Origin of the sequence: Plantactinospora soyae (assembly GCF_014874095.1) — a bacterium.
GTDB lineage: Bacteria > Actinomycetota > Actinomycetes > Mycobacteriales > Micromonosporaceae > Plantactinospora > Plantactinospora soyae.
This window is the reverse complement of sequence record NZ_JADBEB010000001.1, coordinates 4,850,831-4,872,452: the sequence shown is the minus strand read 5'-3', so window position 1 is coordinate 4,872,452 and position 21,622 is coordinate 4,850,831. Positions and strand designations below refer to the sequence as shown.

17 protein-coding genes are annotated in these 21,622 nt (G+C 71.2%); 7 read left to right on the top strand and 10 right to left on the bottom strand.

Translation table 11 applies throughout. The features are described from left to right. Nucleotides 1–2: 2 nt before the first annotated feature. From H4W31_RS21655 to H4W31_RS21635, 5 genes are all read right to left on the bottom strand, one after another. Entirely contained in the window at nucleotides 3–920 is a 918-nt protein-coding gene (locus tag H4W31_RS21655) for an NAD-dependent epimerase/dehydratase family protein (protein ID WP_192768319.1), read from the bottom strand. 22 nt (nucleotides 921–942) lie between these two features. Then, the gene (locus H4W31_RS21650; RefSeq protein WP_192768318.1) at nucleotides 943–1,671 is read right to left on the bottom strand and encodes a sugar phosphate nucleotidyltransferase; all 729 of its coding nucleotides are present in this window, start codon (nucleotides 1,669–1,671) and stop codon (nucleotides 943–945) included. An 85-nt stretch (nucleotides 1,672–1,756) separates the two neighbouring features. Next, nucleotides 1,757–2,896, bottom strand: coding sequence for a non-hydrolyzing UDP-N-acetylglucosamine 2-epimerase (gene wecB, locus H4W31_RS21645; protein WP_192768317.1), 1,140 nt, complete (start codon nucleotides 2,894–2,896; stop codon nucleotides 1,757–1,759). Beyond that, nucleotides 2,893–4,023, bottom strand: a complete 1,131-nt coding sequence (locus H4W31_RS21640; RefSeq protein ID WP_192768316.1) for a polysaccharide biosynthesis C-terminal domain-containing protein — start codon at nucleotides 4,021–4,023, stop codon at nucleotides 2,893–2,895. The genes wecB and H4W31_RS21640 overlap by 4 nt, the downstream gene beginning before the upstream one ends. Continuing rightward, entirely contained in the window at nucleotides 4,020–5,057 is a 1,038-nt protein-coding gene (locus H4W31_RS21635) for a polysaccharide biosynthesis protein (protein WP_192768315.1), read from the bottom strand. Before H4W31_RS21635 ends, H4W31_RS21640 begins: the two co-directional genes overlap by 4 nt. Nucleotides 5,058–5,260: 203 nt before the next feature. Here H4W31_RS21635 and H4W31_RS44325 point away from each other — a divergent pair, with 203 nt between their 5' ends. Further along, the gene (locus H4W31_RS44325; protein WP_318783327.1) at nucleotides 5,261–6,460 is read left to right on the top strand and encodes a glycosyltransferase; all 1,200 of its coding nucleotides are present in this window, start codon (nucleotides 5,261–5,263) and stop codon (nucleotides 6,458–6,460) included. A gap of 61 nt (nucleotides 6,461–6,521) precedes the next feature. On the opposite strand, the gene H4W31_RS21625 is transcribed toward H4W31_RS44325, so the two are convergent. From H4W31_RS21625 to H4W31_RS21610, 4 genes are all read right to left on the bottom strand, one after another. Next, nucleotides 6,522–7,715: a glycosyltransferase gene (locus H4W31_RS21625; RefSeq protein WP_192768313.1), complete on the bottom strand. Its 1,194-nt coding sequence runs from the start codon at nucleotides 7,713–7,715 to the stop codon at nucleotides 6,522–6,524. After that, on the bottom strand, nucleotides 7,712–8,395 hold the full coding sequence (locus tag H4W31_RS21620) for a class I SAM-dependent methyltransferase (protein WP_192768312.1): 684 nt from the start codon (nucleotides 8,393–8,395) through the stop codon (nucleotides 7,712–7,714). The genes H4W31_RS21625 and H4W31_RS21620 overlap by 4 nt, the downstream gene beginning before the upstream one ends. Nucleotides 8,396–8,635: 240 nt before the next feature. Further along, nucleotides 8,636–10,087: an oligosaccharide flippase family protein gene (locus H4W31_RS21615; RefSeq protein ID WP_192768311.1), complete on the bottom strand. Its 1,452-nt coding sequence runs from the start codon at nucleotides 10,085–10,087 to the stop codon at nucleotides 8,636–8,638. Nucleotides 10,088–10,098: 11 nt separating this feature from the next. Then, on the bottom strand, nucleotides 10,099–11,043 hold the full coding sequence (locus H4W31_RS21610; RefSeq protein WP_192768310.1) for an NAD-dependent epimerase/dehydratase family protein: 945 nt from the start codon (nucleotides 11,041–11,043) through the stop codon (nucleotides 10,099–10,101). Nucleotides 11,044–11,315: 272 nt separating this feature from the next. Here H4W31_RS21610 and H4W31_RS21605 point away from each other — a divergent pair, with 272 nt between their 5' ends. The 3 genes from H4W31_RS21605 to H4W31_RS21595 all read left to right on the top strand — a co-directional run bounded on the left by H4W31_RS21605 (nucleotide 11,316) and on the right by H4W31_RS21595 (nucleotide 15,862). After that, on the top strand, nucleotides 11,316–13,211 hold the full coding sequence (locus tag H4W31_RS21605) for a nucleoside-diphosphate sugar epimerase/dehydratase (protein WP_192768309.1): 1,896 nt from the start codon (nucleotides 11,316–11,318) through the stop codon (nucleotides 13,209–13,211). Between the two features lie 272 nt (nucleotides 13,212–13,483). Next, nucleotides 13,484–14,599 carry a Gfo/Idh/MocA family protein gene (locus tag H4W31_RS21600; protein ID WP_192768308.1) on the top strand — a complete coding sequence of 372 codons (1,116 nt, stop codon included), beginning with the start codon at nucleotides 13,484–13,486 and terminating at the stop codon, nucleotides 14,597–14,599. A 138-nt stretch (nucleotides 14,600–14,737) separates the two neighbouring features. Next, nucleotides 14,738–15,862 (top strand): DegT/DnrJ/EryC1/StrS family aminotransferase, encoded by a 1,125-nt coding sequence (locus tag H4W31_RS21595; RefSeq protein WP_192768307.1) that lies wholly within the window; start codon nucleotides 14,738–14,740, stop codon nucleotides 15,860–15,862. Nucleotides 15,863–15,915: 53 nt separating this feature from the next. Here the strand turns inward: H4W31_RS21595 and H4W31_RS21590 are convergent, their stop codons facing one another. After that, nucleotides 15,916–17,970 carry a glycerophosphodiester phosphodiesterase family protein gene (locus H4W31_RS21590; RefSeq protein ID WP_192768306.1) on the bottom strand — a complete coding sequence of 685 codons (2,055 nt, stop codon included), beginning with the start codon at nucleotides 17,968–17,970 and terminating at the stop codon, nucleotides 15,916–15,918. Between the two features lie 351 nt (nucleotides 17,971–18,321). On the opposite strand from H4W31_RS21590, the gene H4W31_RS21585 reads away from it, so the two are divergent. From H4W31_RS21585 to mycP, 3 genes are read left to right on the top strand one after another with little or no spacing between them, the layout of a single operon-like run. Then, nucleotides 18,322–18,771 carry a hypothetical protein gene (locus H4W31_RS21585; protein ID WP_192768305.1) on the top strand — a complete coding sequence of 150 codons (450 nt, stop codon included), beginning with the start codon at nucleotides 18,322–18,324 and terminating at the stop codon, nucleotides 18,769–18,771. Continuing rightward, nucleotides 18,764–20,224 carry a hypothetical protein gene (locus tag H4W31_RS21580; RefSeq protein ID WP_192768304.1) on the top strand — a complete coding sequence of 487 codons (1,461 nt, stop codon included), beginning with the start codon at nucleotides 18,764–18,766 and terminating at the stop codon, nucleotides 20,222–20,224. Before H4W31_RS21585 ends, H4W31_RS21580 begins: the two co-directional genes overlap by 8 nt. After that, on the top strand, nucleotides 20,221–21,597 hold the full coding sequence (mycP, locus tag H4W31_RS21575) for a type VII secretion-associated serine protease mycosin (protein WP_192768303.1): 1,377 nt from the start codon (nucleotides 20,221–20,223) through the stop codon (nucleotides 21,595–21,597). The genes H4W31_RS21580 and mycP overlap by 4 nt, the downstream gene beginning before the upstream one ends. The last annotated feature ends 25 nt before the right edge of the window (nucleotides 21,598–21,622 follow it).

Sequence of the window (21,622 nt, the reverse complement as noted above, 5' to 3'; positions counted from 1 at the left end):
ACCTAGTCGAGCCCGCCCGACCAGATCGCCTTGACCGACCCCTCCAGGTCGTACGAGGGCGTCCAGCCGAGCAGCCGACCGGCACGCCGGATGTCGCCGCACATCCACCCGACGTCGGCCGAGCGTTCCGGTGCCGGGCGGTCCTCGCGGATCTCCCCGGCGAACCCGGCCGTCTCGGCGACCAGTCGTACCGCCTCCCGGGCCGAGACGGCACGGCCGCTGGCGACGTTGAACACCCGCTCGGCCAGCGTCCCGGCCATGGCCACGGCGGCGACCGCGGACGCCACGTCGCGGACATCCACGAAGTCCCGGTACGCCGCGAGCGAGCCCAGCGAGAGGTTCCCGGTGGTCCCGTCCGGGACCGGTACGTGGCGCAGCAGCGCGGCGACTCGGCCGAGCAGGGTCTCCTCCGGCGTACCGGGACCGATCGGGTTGAACACCCGCAGCACGACGCCGTCGACCCGACCGGCCGAGGCGGCGAGTTCGACCAGCCGGGTCGCGGCGAGTTGGCTGACGCCGTACCCGCTGATCGGCAGCGCCGGATCGTCCTCGGCCACGGCGTGCCCCGGCGGCACCGGGCCGTACTCGGCCGCCGAGCCCAGCCGGACCAGCCGGGCGTCCGGGGTCTCCTTCGCCACCGCGTCGAGCAGCTTGGCGGTGACCCCGGTGTTCGCCCGGACCAGGTCGTGGCTGCCGCCCGACAGCCGGCCGGTGCAGTTGACCACCACGTCGGGGCGTTCGGCGCGCAGCAGCGCGCCCAACTCGTCGACCTCGCACCGGACCAGGTCGAACTCGTCGCGTCGTGGACAGCGCAGCGCGGCGACCGGTCCGAGCGTCCGGCGTACCTGACCGCCGATGAATCCGGACGCGCCGAACAGCAGCACCCGGGGTTGGTCGATGCTCGCGTTCCGCCCGGTCATGGCCGCTCCCCGCCCCGCCCGGTCACACCGGCTCCGGTACCGGGCTGGGCAGCAGGATCGGCTTCAGCGCATCGAACCGGCGGTTGGCCTCGTCGTAGTCCTCGGGGCGGCCGATGTCCAGCCAGTAGCCGGTGAAGTCGTAGCTGGCCGGCGACTCGCCCCGGCCGAGCAGCTCCAGCATCAGCTGGTCGAACCCGAACGCCAACCCCTCCGGGTACCCGGCGATGGTGCGGGCCGAGAGCCCGTAGACGCCCATGCTGACCTGGTAGTCGAGGTTGGGCTTCTCGCTGAAGCTGACGATCCTGCCGTCGGTGACCGAGAGCACGCCGAAGTCGACGTTGACCGTACGGTGGCAGGTCGCGACGGTCAGTGGTGCGCCCGAGGCGGCGTGGGTGTGCAGCAGGTCCGCGTAGTTGAGGTCGGTGAGGACGTCCCCGTTCATTACCAGGAAGTGCTCGGGCAGCCGGTCCCGGAGGCCGAACAGCGGCCCGATGGTCGAGAGCGGCACCCGCTCCTCGACGTAGTCCACCCGGAGGCCGAACCGCGAGCCGTCGCCGACGAAGGCGCGGATCAGCGAGCCCATGTGGTTGATCGCGAGCGTGACGTCGGCGAACCCCTGCGCCGCCAACTGGTGCAGGACGATCTCCAGGATGGCGTGGCTGTCACCGATCGGCACCAGCGGCTTCGGCAGCGCCGTCGTGTACGGCCGCAACCGGGTGCCCTTGCCGCCGGCCATTATCACTACGTGCATGTCGTCGTCCGATCTGTCGCCATTGAACCTCCAGCCCCGTTCCCGCGTCGCCCTTTCCCGTCGGCCGTGTCCCCGGCCGGTCGCCTCATCGCCGGATGCCGGCCCAGTCGTGGTGGCGGCGGACCGTGGAGAGGATGAAGTCGACGACCCGGCGGGAGGTGTCCGGAACCCGGTAGTCCGCCGGACAGGGCACGCCCTCGGCGCGGACCTGGTCGACCGCGACCGAGATCGCCTCGACCACCCCGGCGGGATCCAGCCCGGTCATGATGATTCCGCCGGCGTCCAGCGCCTCGGGGCGCTCGATCGACTCCCGCAGCGTCACCGCCGGAAAGCCGAGGATGGCCGACTCCTCGCTGATCGTGCCGCTGTCCGAGAGCGTGCACCTGGCCCCCATCTGGAGGTGTACATAGTCGAAGAGCCCGAACGGCTCGTGGAACGCGACCCCGTCCAGGGTGGTGGCGTCGGTGGTCAACGCCTCGAGGCGCTTGCGGGTACGGGGATGGGTGGAGACCAGCACCGGCAGTTGCCAGGTGTCGCGTACCGCGCGGAGGCAGTCCAGCAGGCGTCGGAGCCGGCCCGGATCGTCGACGTTCTCCTCGCGGTGGGCACTCACCACGAAGTAGCGGTCCGGCCGCAGTTCGAGCTGGTCGAGGATTGACGAGCCGGCGATCTCCGTACGGTGGTGCTCCAACACCTCGCGCATCGGCGAGCCGGTGTGCAGGATCCGCCTCGGGTGCAGTCCCTCGGCGAGCAGGTTACGCCGGGCGTGTTCGGTGTAGACCAGGTTGAAGTCGGCGACGTGGTCCACCAGCCGCCGGTTCGTCTCCTCCGGCACGTTGAGGTCGAAGCACCGGTTGCCGGCCTCCATGTGGTAGACGGGGATCCGCATCCGGCGGGCCATCAACGCGGCGATGCAACTGTTCGTGTCACCCAGCACCAGCAGCGCGTCGGGGCGCAGCTCGGTGATCGCCTCCTCCATGCCGATCAGCACCCCGCCGAGGACCCGGCCCAGCGACGACGTGTCGACCCGGAGGAAGCGGTCGGGCCTGCGCAGCCGCAGCTCGGTGAAGAACACGTCCGACAGGGAGTGGTCCCAGTTCTGCCCGGTGTGCACGAGCACGTGGTCCAGGGTGCGGTCCAGCCGGTCGAGCACCCGGGACAGCCGGATGATCTCCGGTCGGGTGCCGACCACCGTCATCACCCGGGTCGCGGCGGAGCCGCTCATCCCACCACCGCCGGTACCCGGGCCGGGCCGTCCACCGGCTCCGGATAGGTGTCCGGCCGGGCCGGGTCGAAGATCTCGTTGGCCCAGAAGAGGGTGAGGAGTTCGTCCGGCCCGGTGTTGGTGATGTGGTGCACCCACATCGTCGGCATGTCCACCACCACCGGCTCGTCGCCGCTGACCGCGAACCGGGTCACCTCGGTGTGGCCGACCCGGCGCAGGCTGATCTCGGCGGTGCCGCGCAGCACCGCGAAGCGTTCCACCTTGGCCAGATGGAAGTGCTCGCCCCGGGTGATCCCGGGACGGCTGGTGGAGCAGAAGGTCTGGCCGGCGCCGCCGTGCGCCTTGACCACCTCGACCAGTTCGCCGCGCCGGTCGGCGTGCCGGGCCAGCGGCAGCGGGTAGTGCGCCGGAAAGCAGTGTGACCGGTAGGTGTTGAAGAGTCGTACGTCGTGCCGGTCCCGCAGTGCCGGGATCTGACCGTCGCGGTACGTCGCCGCGAAGTCGCCGAGTCGCCCGGCGAGGGCCCGTACGCCGATCCGCAGGCTCGGCAGCGTGCTGTCCCAGGCACCCCTGGCCGGCGCGTCGACCAGCAGCGCCGCCGCGTCGCCCGCGTGCACGAGATCGAGTTCCCGGTCGTCCCGGACCTCGGGCTCACCCCCGTCGGCGAGCAGCCGGCAGAAGGTCGCCACTACGGAGTTGTAGTGTGGCCGGCCGTGCTCGCCGTACAGGTTGGGCAGCCGGAGGTCGACGAAGTGCACACCCCGCTCCGCCACGGTGGCCAGGGTGGCCGCGGCCACCGCCTTCGAGTCGCCGTACGGGGTGCCGTTGCCGGCCTGGGTGGAGTTGGCGAAGACGACCGTCGGCGGCGGCTGGGCGCACCGGCGCAGGGCCCGGGCGAGTGACGCGGCCAGTTCCACGTTGCCGGCGGCCACGTCGGCCGGGTCGCCCCGGTTGACGCCGGCCAGGTGCAGCAGCCGGCCGACACCGTCGAGCTTCGCCGCCACGACGTCCGGGTCGGCGAGGTCGGCCCGGGTCAGCACGGTCGGATCGGGCCAGCCCAGCGCCCGGACCAGTACGCGTACGTGCCAGCCGAGGAAACCGCCGGCGCCGGTGAGGGCCAGGTTCATGACATCAGCACCGGTTCGCGCAGGGCCAGCTCCGCGCGGATCTCGGGCAGCGTCCGCAGCAGCGAGACGATCTCCGGTACGTCCAGCCGGGGCGCGTTGGCGGAGTTGAAGTCGACGGTGTCCGTACTCGGGTCGCCCTCGGAGACGTACAGGGCGTAGTTGAGGTCGCGGGCGTCGACCGGTACCCGGAAGAACTCCCCGAAGTCCTCGGCCTGGGCCAGTTCCTCGCGGCTGGCCAGCGTCTCGTCCAGCTTCTCGCCGTGCCGTACCCCGATCACGTCGAGCTTGGCGGGCGCGTCGAACAACTGGCAGAGCGCGGCGGCCAGGTCGCCGAGGGTGCAGGCGCTCGCCTTGCGGATGAACACGTCGCCCGGCCGGGCGTGCGAGAACGCGTGCTCCACGAGTTCCACCGAGTCGTCCAGCGACATCAGGAAGCGGGTCATGGCCGGGTTGGTGACGGTCAGCGCCCGACCCGCCTTGATCTGCTCCACGAAGAGCGGGATCACCGAGCCGCGCGAGTACATGACGTTGCCGTACCGCACGCACGACACCGTCGTACGGCTGCGTGGGTTGTTCCGGGCGTGCGCCTGCGCCACCTTCTCCATCAACGCCTTGCTCATCCCCATCGCGTTGACCGGATAGACCGCCTTGTCGGTGCTGAGTACGACGACCGAGCTGACCCCGTTGCGGTCGGCCGCCTCGACCACGTTGGCGCTGCCGAGCACGTTCGTCCGGACCGCCTCCAGCGGAAAGAACTCGCAGGACGGCACCTGCTTGAGCGCCGCCGCGTGGAACACGAAGTCCACGTCCCGGCTGGCCCGCAGCACCGTGTCGTAGTCGCGTACGTCGCCCACGTGGTAGCGCACCCGGTCGTCGCCGATCGTCCGGCGCATGGCGTCCTGTTTGGCCTCGTCACGGCTGAGTATCCGGACCTCGCCCACGTCCCGGTGCAGGAGCCGGCGCGCCATGGTTCGACCGAAGGAACCGGTGCCACCGGTGATCAGCACCCGGCGGCCGGCGGGCAGGAAGGTCATCCGTACTCCCGTTCGTCTACAACACCGGGGTCAACGAGGTGACAAGGCGAAAGACACGCAGAATTCGCGGCACATCCGCTGTTAGGACCAAAGGGCATCCTTAATCTGATTTAGTCCTACAGAGATATTGCGTCCCGGCTCGCCTCGGATCGAATGCGGAGGCCCCTTACGTGAACGCTTCTCAATCTCCCGGGACCCGAGTGGTGGTGACCGTCGAGGCACGGTTCAGCCGTTCTCCGGACGGGGCGATCTGGACCCGGGGCGGACCGGCGTACCCGTTCTTCACCCGGTACCTGTCGGCGTTCGACCGGGTCCGGGTGCTCGCCCGGGTGGCCGACGTCCCCCGGCGCGACGACGGCGCGAAGCGGGTGGACGGCGCCGGGGTCGAGGTGTGGCCGGTGCCCTGCTACATCGGGCCGGCGCAGTATCTGGCCCGCCGGGCGGCGGTCGTCCGGGCGGTGCGGGCGGCGGCGGAGGACGGGGACACGGTCGTCCTGCGGGTGCCGTCCCCGCTCGGTTCGCTGCTGGCGGCGTCGCGCGAGCGGGCCGGGCTGCCCTACGCGGTCGAGGTCGTGGGTGACCCGTACGACGTGTTCGCCCCGGGGGTGATCCGGCATCCGCTGCGCCCGCTGCTGCGCCAGCGGGAGACGGCGCGGTTGCGGCGCCAGTGCCGCAACGCGGTCGGGGCGGCCTACGTGACCGACCGCTACCTACAGGCCCGCTACCCGGCCCGGACCGGGGCGGTCACGGCGGCCTATTCCAGCATCGAACTTCCCGCCGAGGCGTACCGGGACGGTCCGCGCCGCCCCGATCCCGGGCGGCAGGGCCACACGCTGGTGTCGGTCGGCACGCTGGAGCAGATGTACAAGGGCGTCGACACCCTGGTCGAGGCCCTCGCCCGGCTCGTGGCGACCGGACTCGCACTGCGGCTCGTGCACGTCGGCGAGGGCCGGTGCCGGCCCCGGCTCGAACGGCTCGCCGAGCGCCTGGGCGTGGCGGACCGGGTGGTGCTGACCGGTGCGCTCCCCGCCGGGGCCGAGGTACGCCACCGGCTCGACGAGGCGGACCTGTTCGTCATGCCGTCCCGAACGGAGGGACTGCCGAAGGCGCTGATCGAGGCGATGGCCCGGGGACTGCCCGCCGTCGGCACGGCGGTGGGCGGGATACCCGAGTTGCTGCCGCCGGACGACCTCGTACCGCCGGACGACCCGGAGAGCCTCGCCGGGTCGATCCGGCAGTTCCTGACCGATCCGGCCCGGATGGCCGCCGCCTCGGCCCGCAACCTGGGCCGGGCCGCCGACTTCGCCGACGAGCCGCTGGCGCGGCGGCGGGACGTCTTCTACCACGCCCTGCGCACGGCCGGCGCGGGTGCCGGGACCCGCTCCGAGCGGCTGTACGGGTGACGGCCGGAGCCGAGCCGGACTGTCCGGACGAGGAGCCGAGCCGGGACTGTCCGGACGAGGGTCAGAGCCGGACGGTGTCCAGGAAGGTGCCGAGCGGCTCCGCGTACGCCCGGAAGTCGAACTCCTCGAGCGCCCGGCGGCGTGCGGCCTCGCGCATCTGCCGCCGCTGCCCGGGGGTCAGTCGCAGCGCCGTCCGGAGCGTCTCGCCGAGCCCGGTCACCGAGTGGTCGGCGCAGACGAGTCCCTCCCGGCCGTCGGTCAGGTAGCCGCCCAGGTCGCTGGTGAGGTTGGCGATCACCGGTGTTCCGTTGGCGAGGCTCTCGCAGAACTTCGTCGGGAAGCCCGCCTGGTTGCCCCGTTCCGGCCGGCGCAGCAGCACACTGAAGTCCGCCTCCTGCAACGCGCGCGGGATCTCCTGCTGCGGCAGCCGCCCCAGCAGCCGTACGCTGCCGGGCGGCGGCTCGGCACCGAGCAGGCCCCGCACCTGTTGCGGCGACGGACCGTAGATCCGCAGCTCGATCCTGGCCCCCTCCCGGTCCAGCCGGTCCACCGCGCGGATCATGTCGATGATCAGGTCCTTCCGGCCCGGCGAGCCGGCGTACACCAGGGTGAGATCGGGTCCGCCGCTCCCGGCCCCGGTCTCGGGTACGGCCAGGTTCCGCACGTCGAGCGTCGGCGGCACCCGCAGCACCCGACGTCCCCGGTCGCGGTAGTGCCGTTCCAGGAAGGAACTCACCGCGATGATGCCGTCGCACCGGGGGTAGTAGTAGCGCAACGCCGCCTGGGCGCTGAGGTGCGGAGGACCGAGGACGCCGCCCCGGAGCTGCCGCGGGCTGTACCAGTCGACGACGTCGGCGATCAGCGGGATCCGGTTGCGCCGGCACCATCGCCGCAGGTGCAGCATGTACGGCGCGTCGCCACCGGCGACCACGACGTGCGACGGCAACGTCGGCTGGGCATCCAGCCATTGGGCCGTCCGCTGCCCCCAGCGCAGGAACCACTGCACGGACCGGCTGAGCCGGCTGGCCTCGGCCGACGGAATCTCCCCCAGTCCGAGGTACCGGACGGAGCCTGGACCGTCGACCTCGTCTAGCCGGGTCGGTGTCGCGGGCCCGTCCTCGCCGCTGGCCACCACGACGTCGTAGCCGGCGGCGGCCAGCGACCTGGCCACGCCGTAGACCCGCCGGGAACCCGGCTGCCCCCAGGGAAAGAGGAACGGGCCGACCTGGGCCACCCAGGCTCCACGCCGGGTCATCTGTGCAGCCAGGAGTCGATGTCCCGACCGAAGACCGACGTACAGGTCCGGGTGCCGATCCCGGGCTTGAGTCCCCAGAAGTCCAGCCGACCGAGCCCCCGGTCGGCGAGTTCGACCTGCCCCGGTACGGATGCGGCGTTGTCGGTGTCGTCGAGCACCACCATGCCGGCCGGGGTGAGGTGGTCGGCGGCGATCCGGGCGCAGGTGTTCCGGGCCATGCCGTCGATGACGATCACGTCCCAGGGCGCTCCGTCGGCGATCGCCCGCACGTACGGCGCCCGTACGTCCGTCTCCCACCACGTACCCTCACAGGGCACGTAGTTGATCTTTCCGTTCGGCGGCTGGGGCAGTCGGGCGAACCACCCCGGGTCGTGCTCCACGGAGACGATCTCCTTGACCCGGCCGGACCGGGCGAACCAGGAGGTCGACGAACCGGCGCCGTACTCGAAGACCCGGGCGCTCGGGGTCAGCGCCCGTTCGAGCCAGTCCACCGCCGGATAGGTCAGCCACGGCTGTGGCTCGCCGCTCGCGTTGACCGGCGCCCCGCCCCTCATCGAGCGCTGCCACCCCTGGGCCCGCAGGGTTGCCAGGAGGTGCAGGGACGCCAGCGCCTCACCCCGGGAGCGGGGAACCCCCGGCAGCAGGGTGCGGAGCCGCGCCTGCACTGACTGTCTGTTCATATCCGCCAACCATCGTCCAGTTAGTTCGGTTCATCCGCCTGCGCGGCGGCGTGCCCATCGGTTGAAGTCCCGGCTGAACACCGTCGTACGGCGTTCGGTGCCGAGCCCGGCTTGAAGGCCCGGGCGTACGCCGCGTCCATCACTGATAGTCCGGGCACAGTCGCTCACTGTAGACGAGTTGGTTCGTTGAACCGGCGGATTCCCATCCGATCGGGGGTGCCGCCGTACTTCGCGCACGGGTCAGCCCACCCCTGGGCCAGTCGTCTGCCGCACCGGGGTCGCCTCACCCCGGGAGCCGGCCGGCCCGGACACCGCCAGCGCCTGCCGGTAGCCGTACACCGTGCAGGGGATCACGGTCAGCAGGTAGGTGACGATCGAGACGTACGGGACGGCGGCGATGCCGTACCACTTCGCGCCGTACCACTTCCCGACCAGCGACAGTACGAGGTAGAGCCCCACGCCGAGCAGTTGCGGCCGGACGACACCGGCGGCGTTCTGCACCATCGCCCGTGGAGAGGTGGCCGCGAGCGTCACTCCCCACACGGCGAGCCCGACGAGCAGCCAGTGGTCCGCGCCGGGCGGAACTCCGAACCAGGTGCCGAGCAGACGGTCGCCGACCAGCACCAGCACGATGGCCGGCAGCAGTGCGGTCAACGTGGAGAACAGCGTCATGCGCCGGGTGGTCTGGCGCACCCAACCCAGGTGGCCCTGTGCCAGCGCGTCACCGTTGGCGGACCAGAGCGGAAGGTTCACCAGCGTGACGAGGAAGCCGAGCAGGTTGAACAGCCGGACCGGCACCGCGTACGTGGTGACGCTCTCCAGGCCCAGCGCGTGCGCGACGATCAGGACGTCCGCCTGGGTCGCCGCGGACCACAGGATGGTCAGCAGGAAGAACAGCCCACCCAGCCGCATCAGTTCCCGGGCGATCCGCGGGTCGACGGATGCGATCCGGGGGCCGATCTCCGGCATGTGCCGCAGGTACATCCAGCCGGTGTTGACCACGTTGACCAACACCGGTCCCAGTACGGTGGCCGCGATGACCGCGACCGGCGGCAGGCCGGCGTGCACCGCCCCGAGGGTGAGGGGCAGCGCCGACAGGCTCCCCACCGCCTGCCAGATGTTGCTCCGGCCGACCTGCTGGTACGCGTACTGGACGCGGACGACCAGCGAGAGCGGAATGTTCAGGACGAAGGCGGTCAGGCAGACCAGTGCGATGTTCCGGGCGTCCGAGGGTGTCGCGGTACCGGACACGTTGAGGATCGACGACCAGCCGATGACGCCGGACAGCAGCCAGAGCAGGCAGCAGGTCGCCAGTGAGATCGCCGCCAGCACCACGTACGCGCTCGAGATGTAGCCCCGCGCCCTGCCCGTGTCCCCGCTGGCGTAGCAGGGCGCGAGCTTGGTCATCAGTCCGTTCCCGAGCCCGAGGTCGGTGAAGGCCGCCATGGCGGTGAGCGCCGTCACCGCCATCCAGAGCCCGTACCGGTCCGCACCGAGATACGCCAGCGTGACCGGGATCAGGACGAGCGGCACCACCACCCCGGTCCCCCGGCTCAACGCCGCGGTGGCGATGCCGGTCACCAGCCGTCGGCTCCGGTCCCGGCCGACTCCGCCGACCGTTATGGGGTCCCCGGCCGACCGCCCGTCGGCCGGCTTGTCGTGCGCGACGACGCCCTGTCCCAGGGAACGCATGTCCCGGAAGGCTAGCGGCCGGCGAGAACGCGGCCGGACATCCAGTCGACGGTGGCCTCCAGACCCACCCGCAGCGGATGTGGCCGCACCGAGGGGAACAGGGAACTCAGTCGGGTGCGGTCCGCCTGCGAGTCCCGCACGTCACCCGGCCGGGGCTGCTCGTGGACGACGTCGAGGCTGCGTCCCAGCACGGCCTCCAACTCGCCGGCGAGATCGAGCAGCGAGACCCGGGACCCGAAGGCGAGGTTGACGGCGTCCGGCGCCGACACGCGGCGCAGGACCGCGTCCACGATCACCGAGGCGACGCTGCCGACGAAGGTGAAGTCCCGGGTCTGGCGTCCGTCGCCGAATATCCGCAGCGGCCGGCCGTCGAGCGCGGCGGAGACGAACGCGGGCACCACCGCCGCGTAGGCGTGGTTGGCCGCCTGGCCGGGGCCGAAGACGTTGAAGAACCGGAACGGAAGCACCGGAAGCCGAAAGCAGGACGAGTAGGCCAGCGCGTACGCCTCGGTCGCCAGCTTCGACACCGCGTACGGGCTCAGCGGCATCGGCCGCAGCGTCTCCTCCTTCGGCAGGGCCAGGTTGCCGCCGTACACCGACGAGGAGGAGGCGAGGACGACGTGCGGTACCCGGTGCCGCCGCGCCGCCTCGAGCACCGTAAGGGTGCCGGTCGCGTTGGCCTGGTGACTGCGCAGCGGATCGTCCACGGATCGCTGGACCGAGGGTATGGCGGCCAGGTGGATCACGCTCGACGCCCCGACGAACGCCTCGTCGAGGGTCGCCGGGTCGAGAATCGTGCCGGGCAGCAGTCGGGCTGGCAGTTCCACGAGATTTTCGAGCCTACCGGTCGAGAAGTCGTCGACGACGACGATCTCCTGGATCTCCGGGGCAGCCGTGAGCGCGCGTACCACATTAGAGCCGATGAACCCGGCCCCGCCAGTCACGACGATCTTCAATGCTTTCTCTATTCACCTAGGTCCGGCTTTTCCATTGCGTAGCTTTCTCATAAATTGGCGCCCGGCGCACGGGCTACCGGTGCCGTCACCCAATCCGCCCGACCCGTCAACGACACAGGGGGCGTCCGGTAACGCGGCCGGTCGGGTAGGAGCGGAAAACCGGGAAAAGCCCTCGATCCGCTTTCCCGTCGGGTAAATGTTTAACACTGACGAATAGGACCCCCCGCGTTCCGCCAGCTCACCACCAGACAGAACAGCACCAGGAGTCGTACATGTCGCTCAGCGCAGATGCGCCACCCCTCCCCAACGCTGGTCGTCGCTGGAAGGCCCAGAGCCGTGTCGCGGCGCTGGTGGCCGGCGACGCCCTGGCGTGGATCGGCGGCTTCACCGCAGCAGCCTGGACCAGATACGAGTTCGACCTCACCACCGGTCAGCTCGTCCAGGTCGTCGGCGCCGGACTGATCGCCGCCGCCCTGCATCCCACCCTCGCCTCGGTGCAGCGCAGACACTGGGGACGACACCCGCTCGGAAGTCTCCAGGAGATCCGGGCGCTGGCCGCGACGGTGGCCGCGAGCGCGGCGGTCATGCTGCTCGCCGTCCTCACCATGGCGGACCACCCGATCCCGGCCAGCACCCCGCCGGTCGGCGCGGCGGTGGCCCTGCTCCTGATGCTCTGCGTCCGGTCCGCGTACCGCCACCGGCGCGACCGTTCCCTGCGCCCCAACACCCGCTCGGCAACCCCGGTGCTGCTCTTCGGCCTGGGTTCGGCCGGCCAGGCACTGCTGCGCGCGATGGTGAGCGATCCCCGGGGCGGATACCTGCCGGTCGGCCTGCTCGACGACGATCCCGACAAGCGGCACCTACGGATCGACGACGTACGCGTGCTCGGTGGCCGCCGGGAGATCCGTGAGGCGCTGGCCCTGACCGGCGCCAGTACCGTGATCTTCTCGGTCGCCAACGCGGACGCGGAACTGATCCGTGTCGTCCGGGCCGCCACGCTGGCCGCCGGTGCCGAGTTCAAGGTGCTGCCGCCGGTACGGGACCTGGTCAACCAACGGATCAGCGTCGCCGACGTACGGGACCCGGAGATCGACGACCTGCTCGGCAGGCGTCAGGTCGTCGCCGACCTCGGCAACGCGGACTCGGCCCTGACCGGCCGGCGGGTGCTGGTCACCGGGGCCGGCGGATCGATCGGCTCCGAGTTGTGCCGGCAGATCCTCCGGGCCGACCCGGGCGAGCTGATGATGCTCGACCGGGACGAGTCGGCGCTGCACGGGCTGCAGTTGTCGCTCTCGGGCCGGGCGCTGCTGGACGGGCCCGAACTGATCCTGGCCGACCTGCGCGACAGCGAGGGCATCGCGCGGACGATCCGGGACCGGCGCCCCGACATCATCTTCCACGCCGCCGCGCTCAAACACCTCACCCTGTTGCAGCGGCATCCCGGGGAGGCGATCAAGACCAACGTCTGGGGCACCCTCTCCGTCCTGAATGCCGCGCGCGACGTGGCCAGGTTCGTGAACATCTCCACCGACAAGGCGGCGAACCCGATCAGCGTCCTCGGCTACTCCAAACGGATCACCGAGCGGCTGACCGCGTACACCGGCGCCAACGAGGCCGGCACCTTCCTCAGCGTCCGGTTCGGCAACGTGCTGAGCAGCCGGGGATCGGTGGTCACCGCCTTCCGGGCCCAGATCGACGCTGGACTGCCGATCACCGTCACGCACCCGGACGTGACCCGCTACCTGATGAGCGTGCAGGAGGCGGTACAGCTCGTGCTCCAGGCCGCGGCACTCGGGCGGGACGGCGAGGCGCTGGTGCTCGACATGGGCAAGCCGGTACGCATCGACGACCTGGCCCGGCAGCTCGCCGCCCAGGCACCCGGCGAGCCCCGGATCATCTACACCGGCCTGCGGCCCGGCGAGAAACTCCACGAGGACCTGCTCGGCGAGGGTGAGATCGACGTACGGCCGTTGCATCCGCTGATCTCGCACGTCTCGGTTCCGGCGTTGAATCCGACCGAGGTGACCGGGCTGGATCCGTTCGAGGATCCGGAAAAGATGATCGAACGCCTCGCCTGGCTCTGCGGCCACCCGGATCAGACCCTCCGCGCCTCGGCACTGGTGCCGAATACGCGAAACGCTCGCCCTTCCTCGTTCCGGTCGACCTGACGAGGTCGGGAACTGGACAGCCGTCTGGCGGGTCGCGGGGGCGCCGTAGCAGGATCCCCGATGAATTGTCACCGCATTATCAACGAAATCATCGGCCGCCTATCGACTACTCGACCGGGCGGCGCCCACTGAGTCGGGACAGGCGCTGTCACGACGATTTTCAACATCCGATCGCGAGCGCTCATCGACGAATGGAATTCACGTCGTACGAGCGAACCACGGCGACATCTCCGGCGACCCATCACCGTCCCCGATCCATTGGAGACAGTATCGTGACCGAGAAGTTGGGCCTGATCGGCTTTGGCTACTGGGGTACCAATCTCGCCCGGAACCTCGACCAACTGGCACAGTCGCGGTGGCGCTATCTGGTGGACGCCAGTCCCGACCGACGCCAGGCCGCGACCGAGCTGTACCCACAGGTGCGGGCCACCGACGACCTGGACGAGGTCCTCGACGACGACGAGGTCGTCGCGGTCCTGATCGCCACCCCGGCGCCGAGCCACGCGCCACTGGCCCGCCGGGCGCTGGCCGCCGGCAAGCACGTCTTCGTCGAGAAGCCGCTGGCGATGTCCGTCGCCGACGCGGTCACGCTGACCGAGACGGCCGACCGCCAGGGCCTGGTGCTGATGGTCGGCCACACCTTCGAGTACGTCCCGGCGGTCGAACGGATGCGCGAGTTCATCCGGGCCGGCGAGATAGGTGACGTCCTCTACCTGCACTCCCAGCGCCTCAACCTCGGCCGGATCCAGAGCGACCTGCACACGTTCTGGTCCATCGGGCCGCACGACGTCTCCATCGCCAACTACCTGCTCGGGGCCGAGCCCCGCTGGGTCGCCGCACAGGGCGGCCGGTACCTGCACGACGGCGTCGAGGACGTCATGTTCGTCACCGTCGGGTACCCGGACGACGTGGTCGCGCACATGCACGTGAGCTGGCTGGATCCGGCGAAGACCCGGCGTACCACCGTCGTCGGCACCCGCCGGATGCTCGTCTACGACGACCTGAAGACCGACGCCCGGCTCACCGTCTTCGACAAGGGCGCCGAACCACTGGAGCCGGACGGACACGGCGTCCGGCAGTACCGGCTGCGCGACGACGCGGCGCACGTACCGGTGCTCTCCACGGCCGAACCGCTGGCCGTGGAGCTGGGACACTTCCTGGACTGCGTACGCACCGGCGCCCGGCCCCGGACCGACGGCTGGAACGGCGCCCGGGTGGTGGCCGTACTGGAGGCGGCCGACGCCTCGCTCCGGGCCGGTGGCGTGACGGTGACGGTTCCCCGGATTCCCGGGTCGCCGGCGATCGAGCGGACACCTGTCGACCCGGCACCGGTCGGACGGCCGCACTCCGACGGACCGCATCCCGACCTCACACCCGCCGCACACTGAACACAGGGCCGCCCGACGCGATACGCCCGCACCTCCCACAGCGACGCGGTACGCCCGCACTCTCCACGGCGACGCGGTACGCCCGCACTCTCCACGGCGACGTGGTTCGCCCGCAGCGTGAACAGTCAGGAGCCTGTGATGCCCCGAATTCCCCTGGTCGACCTTGCCGCCGCGTACGACCGGCACCGCGACGCGATCGACGCGGCGATCCGAGCCGTCGTCGACGACACCCGGTTCATCCTCGGCCGGGAGGTCGGCGAGTTCGAGTCGGCCTTCGCCGCCTTCTGCGGCACCAGCCACGCCGTCGGAGTCTCCTCCGGCACGGCCGCGATCCACCTGAGCCTGGCCGCCCTCGGCGTGGGACCCGGTGACGAGGTGGCCGTTCCGGCACACACCTTCGTCGCCACCGCCGAGCCGGTGAGCTGGCTGGGCGCCCGACCGCGCTTCGTCGAGGTGGACGAGGAGACCGGGGGGATGGACCCCGACGCGCTGAAGGCGGTGATCGACCGGGTCCGCGCGGTGCTGCCGGTGCACCTCTACGGGCTGCCGGTCAACCTGAGCGCGATCGGCGCGATCGCCTCGGCGGCCGGAGTGCCGGTGATCGAGGACGCCGCACAGGCCCACGGGGCGGAGTACGTCCGCGACGACGGCTCGACGGTCCGCGCCGGGGCGTACGGCCGGATCGGTTGCTTCTCGTTCTATCCCGGCAAGAACCTCGGCGCGTTCGGCGACGCCGGGGCCGTCACCACCTCGGACCCGGCGCTGGCCGACCGGATCCGGCGCCTGGCCGACCACGGTCGCACCAGCAAGTACGAGCACCTCACCGTCGGCTACGCGGCCCGGCTCGACACGCTTCAGGCGGCCGTGCTGGCGGTGAAGCTGACCACGCTGGCCGAGGGCAACCAGCGACGGCGGGAGTTGGCAGCCGCCTACCGCGCCCGGCTCGACGGAGTCGGCGACCTCGTCCTGCCGGTCGAGCCACCGAACCGGCGCGGCGTCCACCACCTGTTCGTGGTGCGTACCCGGCACCGGGAAGGGCTGCTGGCCCATCTGCGCGACGCCGGCATCGGCGCCGGGGTGCACTACCCGATCCCGCTGCACCTGCAACCCGCGTACGCCTCGCTCGGTCACCAGCCGGGCGACCTCCCGGTCACCGAGGCCTGGGCCCGGGAGTGCCTATCCCTCCCGATCTACCCCGAACTTTCCGACGAGCACCTGGAGACGGTGGTCGCCGAGGTCCGCACCTACTTCGACAAGGTGTAAGGAAGGGCCCCTTGTTATCGTTTTTTGTAGAAGAAGGGGCCCTTCCTAACAGGTCAGCGGAGGCCGTTGCGGATCGCCACCGCCACCAGCCGCTCGGGGTAATCGGTGATGATGCCGTCCACGCCGAGGTCGATGACCCGCTGCATCACCGCCGGGTCGTCCACCGTGTACGGCACCACCTTGAGCCCGTACCGGCGTTGCAGTTCCGGCACCGTCGGTCCATGGAAGTAGGCCGGATCCTGCCGCAGATACCAGTCGGTCGACCGTACGATGCCCTGGGCCGAATCGTGCACCTGCCAGTTCGCGGAGACCGTTCCGGCACCGGCGGCCCGGACCAGTTTGCCCAGGTCCTGGTACCGCCACCAGTCCAGGCCGGCGGTCCAGGGGCTGCGCACCGAACGGTCACCGTAGACCGCCCGCAGGGAGCACTCGTCGGCCAGGCTGGCGCACTCGGCCGGGCCGTACTGCCAGACCAGGGCGACGGTGCCGATCTTCCGGTTGAGCTGCCGGGCGTACGTGATGGTCCGCCAGTCGAAGGACTGGATCGTCACCCGGTCGGTGAGGCCGGCCCGCTCGATCGCCCGGACCAGCTTGGCGGTGAAGCTGCGGTACGGCTCGGTGTCCGCCACCAGCGGACTGAGCTTCGTCTCGATGTTCAGCCGTACGTCCCGCCGGCCGCTCGACCGCACCAGGTCGAACACCTGGTCGAGGGTCGGGATGCCGGCACCCGGCACGGCGACCTGGTCCGGCAGTTCCGGCAGCGTCTTCGACCCGCAGTCGATGGTCCTGATCTGCTTCCACGTCAGGTCGTGGACCAGTTTTCCGACGTACGGGAACGCCCTGTCCCCCGGGCTGGCCGGCGCGGTGTCCTCGCAGTGGCTGCCGTTGATCGTCCGGTCGTGCAGCACCACGAGCTGGCCGTCCCGGGTCACCCCGGTGTCCAGCTCCAGGGTCGAGATCGCCGAATTCTCCAGCGCGTTCCGGAACGCCGGCAGGGTGTTCTCCGGCCTGGTCGCCCGGCCGCCCCGGTGCGCCTGGATGTCGAACGGTGCCGCGTACCCCCGGGGCAGCGCGATCCGGCGCTGCGCGAGCAGCGTACGCAGCCGGTCCGGGTAGTCGGTGATGATGCCGTCCACCCCGTCGTCGAGCAGCTTGGCCATCGTCGGTACGTCGTCCACCGTCCACGGCACGACCCTGACGCCGTTGCGGTGCGCGTGCTCGACCAGCTGCTTGGTCACGTACGGCCGGTAGCCGGGTTCGGTGACCGTGCCGTTCTGCGGAAAGCCGTGCACCGGCGAGAAGGTCCGGGCGCCGAAGGTCCTGATCGCCCTGATCGGGTCGCCGCCGAAGTCGTCGATGTCCAGCCCGCCGAGCCAGGGTGAGGCACCCGGCGCACCGGTTTGCAGGAAGTCGTAGTTGGTCAGCGCCACCAGTGGCAGTCGGGGCTCGACCTGACGCATCCGCATCAGCGCGCCCCAGTCGAAGCTCTGGATGGTGACCTGCTCCAGCAGTCCGGTGGCCCGGATCTCGGCCGCGGTGACCTGGACGAACTGCTCCCGGGGCGCGGTCTCGGCCGGCGCGCCGGCCTCCACCTTGGTCTCCACGTTGAGCGTCACGTCGTCCGCGCCGTACCGCTTGACCAGCGCGAAGACCTCCCGGAGCAGCGGCATCCGGGCACCGGGTACGGCGAGTTGGCCCGGCTTGTCGGCCAGGGTCCGGCTGCCGCAGTCGAGCGTACGCACCTGGGCCAGGGTGAGGGTGTTGACGTACTTGCCGACGTAGGGGAACGCGGTGTCGCCGGGCGTCGCCGGTCCGGTGTCGACACACTTGGTGCCGGTGACCCGACGGTCGTGGGTGACCACCGCCTGCCGGTCGGCGGTGATCTGCACGTCGAGTTCGAGGGTGCTGACCCCGAGTCGCAGGGCGTTGCCGAAGGACGCGAGCGTGTTCTCCACCCGCAGGCCGAGCCCGCCACGGTGGGCCTGGAGGTCGAAGCTTGGCGCGGACTCCGGCCGGTGCCGCTCGCCGGCCTGTACGCCGGTGGGCGCCCCGGCCAACACCGTCGCCGTCACCAGCAGCGCGCCGAAGATGTGGCGCCGTCGGGACATGGATATCACCCGTTCCACAGTGGTGCACCCGGACTTTCCGAGCTGCCGGTCGTCGGGGTGCGTGAGCAGAGAGGACGCCGGGCCGGACCCGGCGGTCGGGCACAGCATCACGGCGATCGGCGTACGGTAGGCGTGCGGTGGGCGACATCCCCGTGAACCGGGGTCGACGACCCGTACCGTACCGGGTGCCCGACCGTCGGTACGGCGGTCACTGTCGGAGCAGGACGGTGGACGTACGGGTCCACTTTCGAATGATGATCGACTAGCCCGATTTGACAGGTACTCGGTGTTGTGCCTCGGCTACAATGAGCCCCGCCCATATCTGACGACCACCCACGGGGAGGGGTTGCGATGATTCCGGTTGAGTCGGGCGGAGCGGCGCTCGGCGCGGCGGCCGCTGCGGTTATCGGCCAGATCAACGTCGAGATCGACGGTCTGGTGAGCGCGGCGGCGGTGATGCGCGACGAACTGGAACAGGGCTACCGCTCCCAGGTGCCTCAGGTGCACGACGCCATGCAGCCCGGGGCCACCATCGGCGACCGGATCGAGGGCGAGGACTGGAGGCGGCTCCAGGACCGGTACGACGAGTGCATCCAGAAGACCCTGGACTCGCTGTTCAACCTGGACCTGGGCACCGAGGCCGTGGCCCAGGCGGCCGACAAGATCGCCGCCAACTATCAGGGTTCCGACGCGTTCGCGCACGCCACCGTGAGTGATGTCCAGGAGGTCCTGCCGCCGCCCGAGCAGCCGGCGCCGGGAACCACCCCGGCCAACCCGGCCGGAGGCGGCGGCAATGGCTGACCCGACCTACATCCCCCGGCTGTGGCAGATGATCGACGCGGCCCAGCAGAAGCTCCAGCCGAGCCGGGACCAGGTCGCGGCCTGGGAGCGCACCTCCGGCATGCTCAGCAACCACTCCTCCCGACTTCAGCAGTGCCGCAACCAGCTCGCCACCCTCTGGCCGCCGGAGCAGAACGCGGCGTCGGCCGCCTACATGGCCGAGTTGGACCGGCTGATCCAGGCGGCCCAACAGACGTCGACCGCCGCCCAGAACAACGCGACGCACATCGGCTACGTGGCGGACGCGATCGACCAGGCGCGGGTCAAGCTGAAGCCGATCTACGACGAGTACGTCAAGAACCAGGCGTTGCTGGCGGACTACCAGAAGCAGGTCGAGAAGGCCGGCGATATCGGCGGGGCGATCGGCAGCGTCGGGGGGTCACGCTTCGGCCTCGACGCCCTGGGCCGGGTTGCGGGCGACTTCATCGGTGAGAAGGGCATGCAGGCACTCACCGATCCACCGGTCAGCGACGCGCAACAGGCGGCGTTGATCGCGCGGGCCCGTGCGGTACAGGTGGAGGTGGACACCTCTGCCCGGGACGGCAGCAACCGCGTCCAGCCCCCGCCCGAGTACCTCCCACCGAAGCTGATTCAGGACCAGGACAGCACGGAGCACTCCGCCAAGCGGACCCGGACCAGGATTCCCCCCGAGGTCAACCCGCCGCCGCACCGTCGGGGTGAGCCGGAGGACGACGACAAGCCCGGCTACATCGAGGGAACACCTCCGCCCGACCTGCACAGTGAGTACCCGCCACCGGACATCGGGGTACCGACCGACCCGCCCTGGGACGACGGTCCGAGCCTGACCGGAGTCACCCCGCCGACGACCACCCTGCCCGGGCCGACGCTTCCGCCCACCCCTCCGGTAGCCCCGCCACCGCCCACCGTCACTCCAGTCCTTCCGGTCGGGCCAGGGTTGATCGGCGGACCGCCGCCGGTCCACACCGGCGGCGGTCCCAAGGGGGTGCCCGGCGGCCCCGGCAAGGTCGGCCTGGGGCCGGCCTCGCTCAGTACGGGGGTACCGCCGGGCGGGGTGATCGGTGCCCGGCCGGGCGGAGCCGTCGGCGGTGTACCGGGCGGAGTCGGCGGCGGCGCACCACGGGCGAACCCGGTCGGTGGCGTGATCGGGCAGTCCGGCCAGGGTGCGGGCCGACCCGGGGCGGCCGGCGCGATCGGCGGCGCCGGAGCGGCTCGCGGGCCGGGTGCCGGCCGGGGCGGCGCGGCCGGCGGGACCGGCTCTCCCGGCATGATCGGTGGCCAGCGTGGCCGGCAGACCGGGGACGAGCAGGACACCCGTCACTGGGATCCGGACAACCCGTGGGCGGTCGAGGAGGGTGTCGCCCCCGAGATCGAGCCGAACCGGGCCGTCGGGCGGCACGAGCCCGGCACCGGGGTCATCGGGAAGGATCGGTGAGGGCTCGCCGCCGGGGGCACGGGACGTGGCTGCCGCGCTGGTGCGCGGCGGCCGCCTGTGGCGTCCTCGCGGTGCTGGTCGGCGCACCGCCGGCGTTCGCGGACGCGGCGCGGGACCGGCAGTGGCACCTGCGCTCGCTCAACATCGCCGAGGCACACCGGATCACCCAGGGTGCCGGGGTGGTGGTCGCGGTGATCGACACGGGCGTCCGGGCGAGCCATCGCGACCTGGTCGACAACGTCCTGCCCGGAGTCGACCTGACCGGAGAGGGCGGCAACGGCCAGCAGGACGCCAACGGGCACGGCACCGCGATGGCCGGGTTGATCGCTGCGCACGGACACGGGCCGGGTAACGCCGACGGTGCGCTGGGGATCGCACCAAAGGCAAAAATCTTGCCCATTCGCGACTCGAAATCCTCGGTCGGCAGTGGCGGAATCCTCCCGACCGCCATCGACCAGGCGGTACAGCGGGGGGCCAAGGTGATCTCAATGTCGCTGAGCGGCGGGACCTTCGACCGACTCCGGGAGTCGGTCGACAAGGCGCTCGCCGCCGACGTGGTTCTGGTGGCCGCCGCTGGCAACCGGCCCGACAACAGGTCCGTCGGCTATCCGGCGGCCTACCCGGGTGTCCTCGCGGTCGGCGCCAGCGCACGGGACGGAAAACTGGCGCGGGTCAGCGTGACCGGCGAGGCGGTGGGACTCATCGCGCCCGGCGAGGACATCGCGACCACCAGCCGCACCGGCGAATACAGGTCCGCCACCGGGACGAGTGACTCGACGGCGATCGTGGCCGGCGCGGCGGCACTGGTCCGGGCGAAGTACCCGGACCTCTCGGCGACCGAGGTGGTACACCGACTCACCGCGACCGCCACTGACCAGGGCTCACCCGGCCGCGACCCCGAGTACGGCTACGGCGTACTCAACCTCGTCAAGGCGCTCACCGCCGACGTCAAGCCCGCCGAGTCGGCACCGTCACCCGACGGGTCCGCGCCGGCGGAGGACCCATCCGAGCCGGCGGCCGCACCACCCGACACCGAGGCGTCGCCGGGCATCACGCTGAGCCCGGTGGCGTACGTCGTCGGCGGGTCCTGCCTGCTGCTGGTGCTGGCCGGTGTCGGCGTACTCGTCTGGCTGCTCGTACGCTCGGGCCGACGTCGGCGCGGTCCGCCTGGACAGCCCACCGTTCCCGGGCCAGCGCCGGGGAGCTACCCGGCGGCGCAGACTGCTCGACCGCCCGGATCCGGGTATCCGGCGCCCACCGGGTATCCGCCAGCCGGCTATCCGGCCACGCCGCACCAACCTCCGCCGGGATACGGCCAGCCCGGCCAGCCCCGCCCACCGACACACCCCGGCGGTCCATCCCCCGGCGGGTAGCAGCGGAGAGCATCGGGCAGAGCCG

Coding starts and splice junctions, on each gene's coding strand:
- H4W31_RS21590 (WP_192768306.1), bottom strand. CDS start 17,970: ATGTCCCGACGGCGCCACATCTTCGGCGCGCTGCTGGTGACGGCGACG.
- H4W31_RS21640 (WP_192768316.1), bottom strand. CDS start 4,023: ATGAACCTGGCCCTCACCGGCGCCGGCGGTTTCCTCGGCTGGCACGTA.
- H4W31_RS21580 (WP_192768304.1), top strand. CDS start 18,764: ATGGCTGACCCGACCTACATCCCCCGGCTGTGGCAGATGATCGACGCG.
- H4W31_RS21650 (WP_192768318.1), bottom strand. CDS start 1,671: ATGCACGTAGTGATAATGGCCGGCGGCAAGGGCACCCGGTTGCGGCCG.
- H4W31_RS21655 (WP_192768319.1), bottom strand. CDS start 920: ATGACCGGGCGGAACGCGAGCATCGACCAACCCCGGGTGCTGCTGTTC.
- H4W31_RS21635 (WP_192768315.1), bottom strand. CDS start 5,057: ATGACCTTCCTGCCCGCCGGCCGCCGGGTGCTGATCACCGGTGGCACC.
- H4W31_RS21615 (WP_192768311.1), bottom strand. CDS start 10,087: ATGCGTTCCCTGGGACAGGGCGTCGTCGCGCACGACAAGCCGGCCGAC.
- H4W31_RS21620 (WP_192768312.1), bottom strand. CDS start 8,395: ATGAACAGACAGTCAGTGCAGGCGCGGCTCCGCACCCTGCTGCCGGGG.
- H4W31_RS21585 (WP_192768305.1), top strand. CDS start 18,322: ATGATTCCGGTTGAGTCGGGCGGAGCGGCGCTCGGCGCGGCGGCCGCT.
- wecB (WP_192768317.1), bottom strand. CDS start 2,896: ATGAGCGGCTCCGCCGCGACCCGGGTGATGACGGTGGTCGGCACCCGA.
- H4W31_RS21595 (WP_192768307.1), top strand. CDS start 14,738: ATGCCCCGAATTCCCCTGGTCGACCTTGCCGCCGCGTACGACCGGCAC.
- H4W31_RS21625 (WP_192768313.1), bottom strand. CDS start 7,715: ATGACCCGGCGTGGAGCCTGGGTGGCCCAGGTCGGCCCGTTCCTCTTT.
- H4W31_RS21605 (WP_192768309.1), top strand. CDS start 11,316: ATGTCGCTCAGCGCAGATGCGCCACCCCTCCCCAACGCTGGTCGTCGC.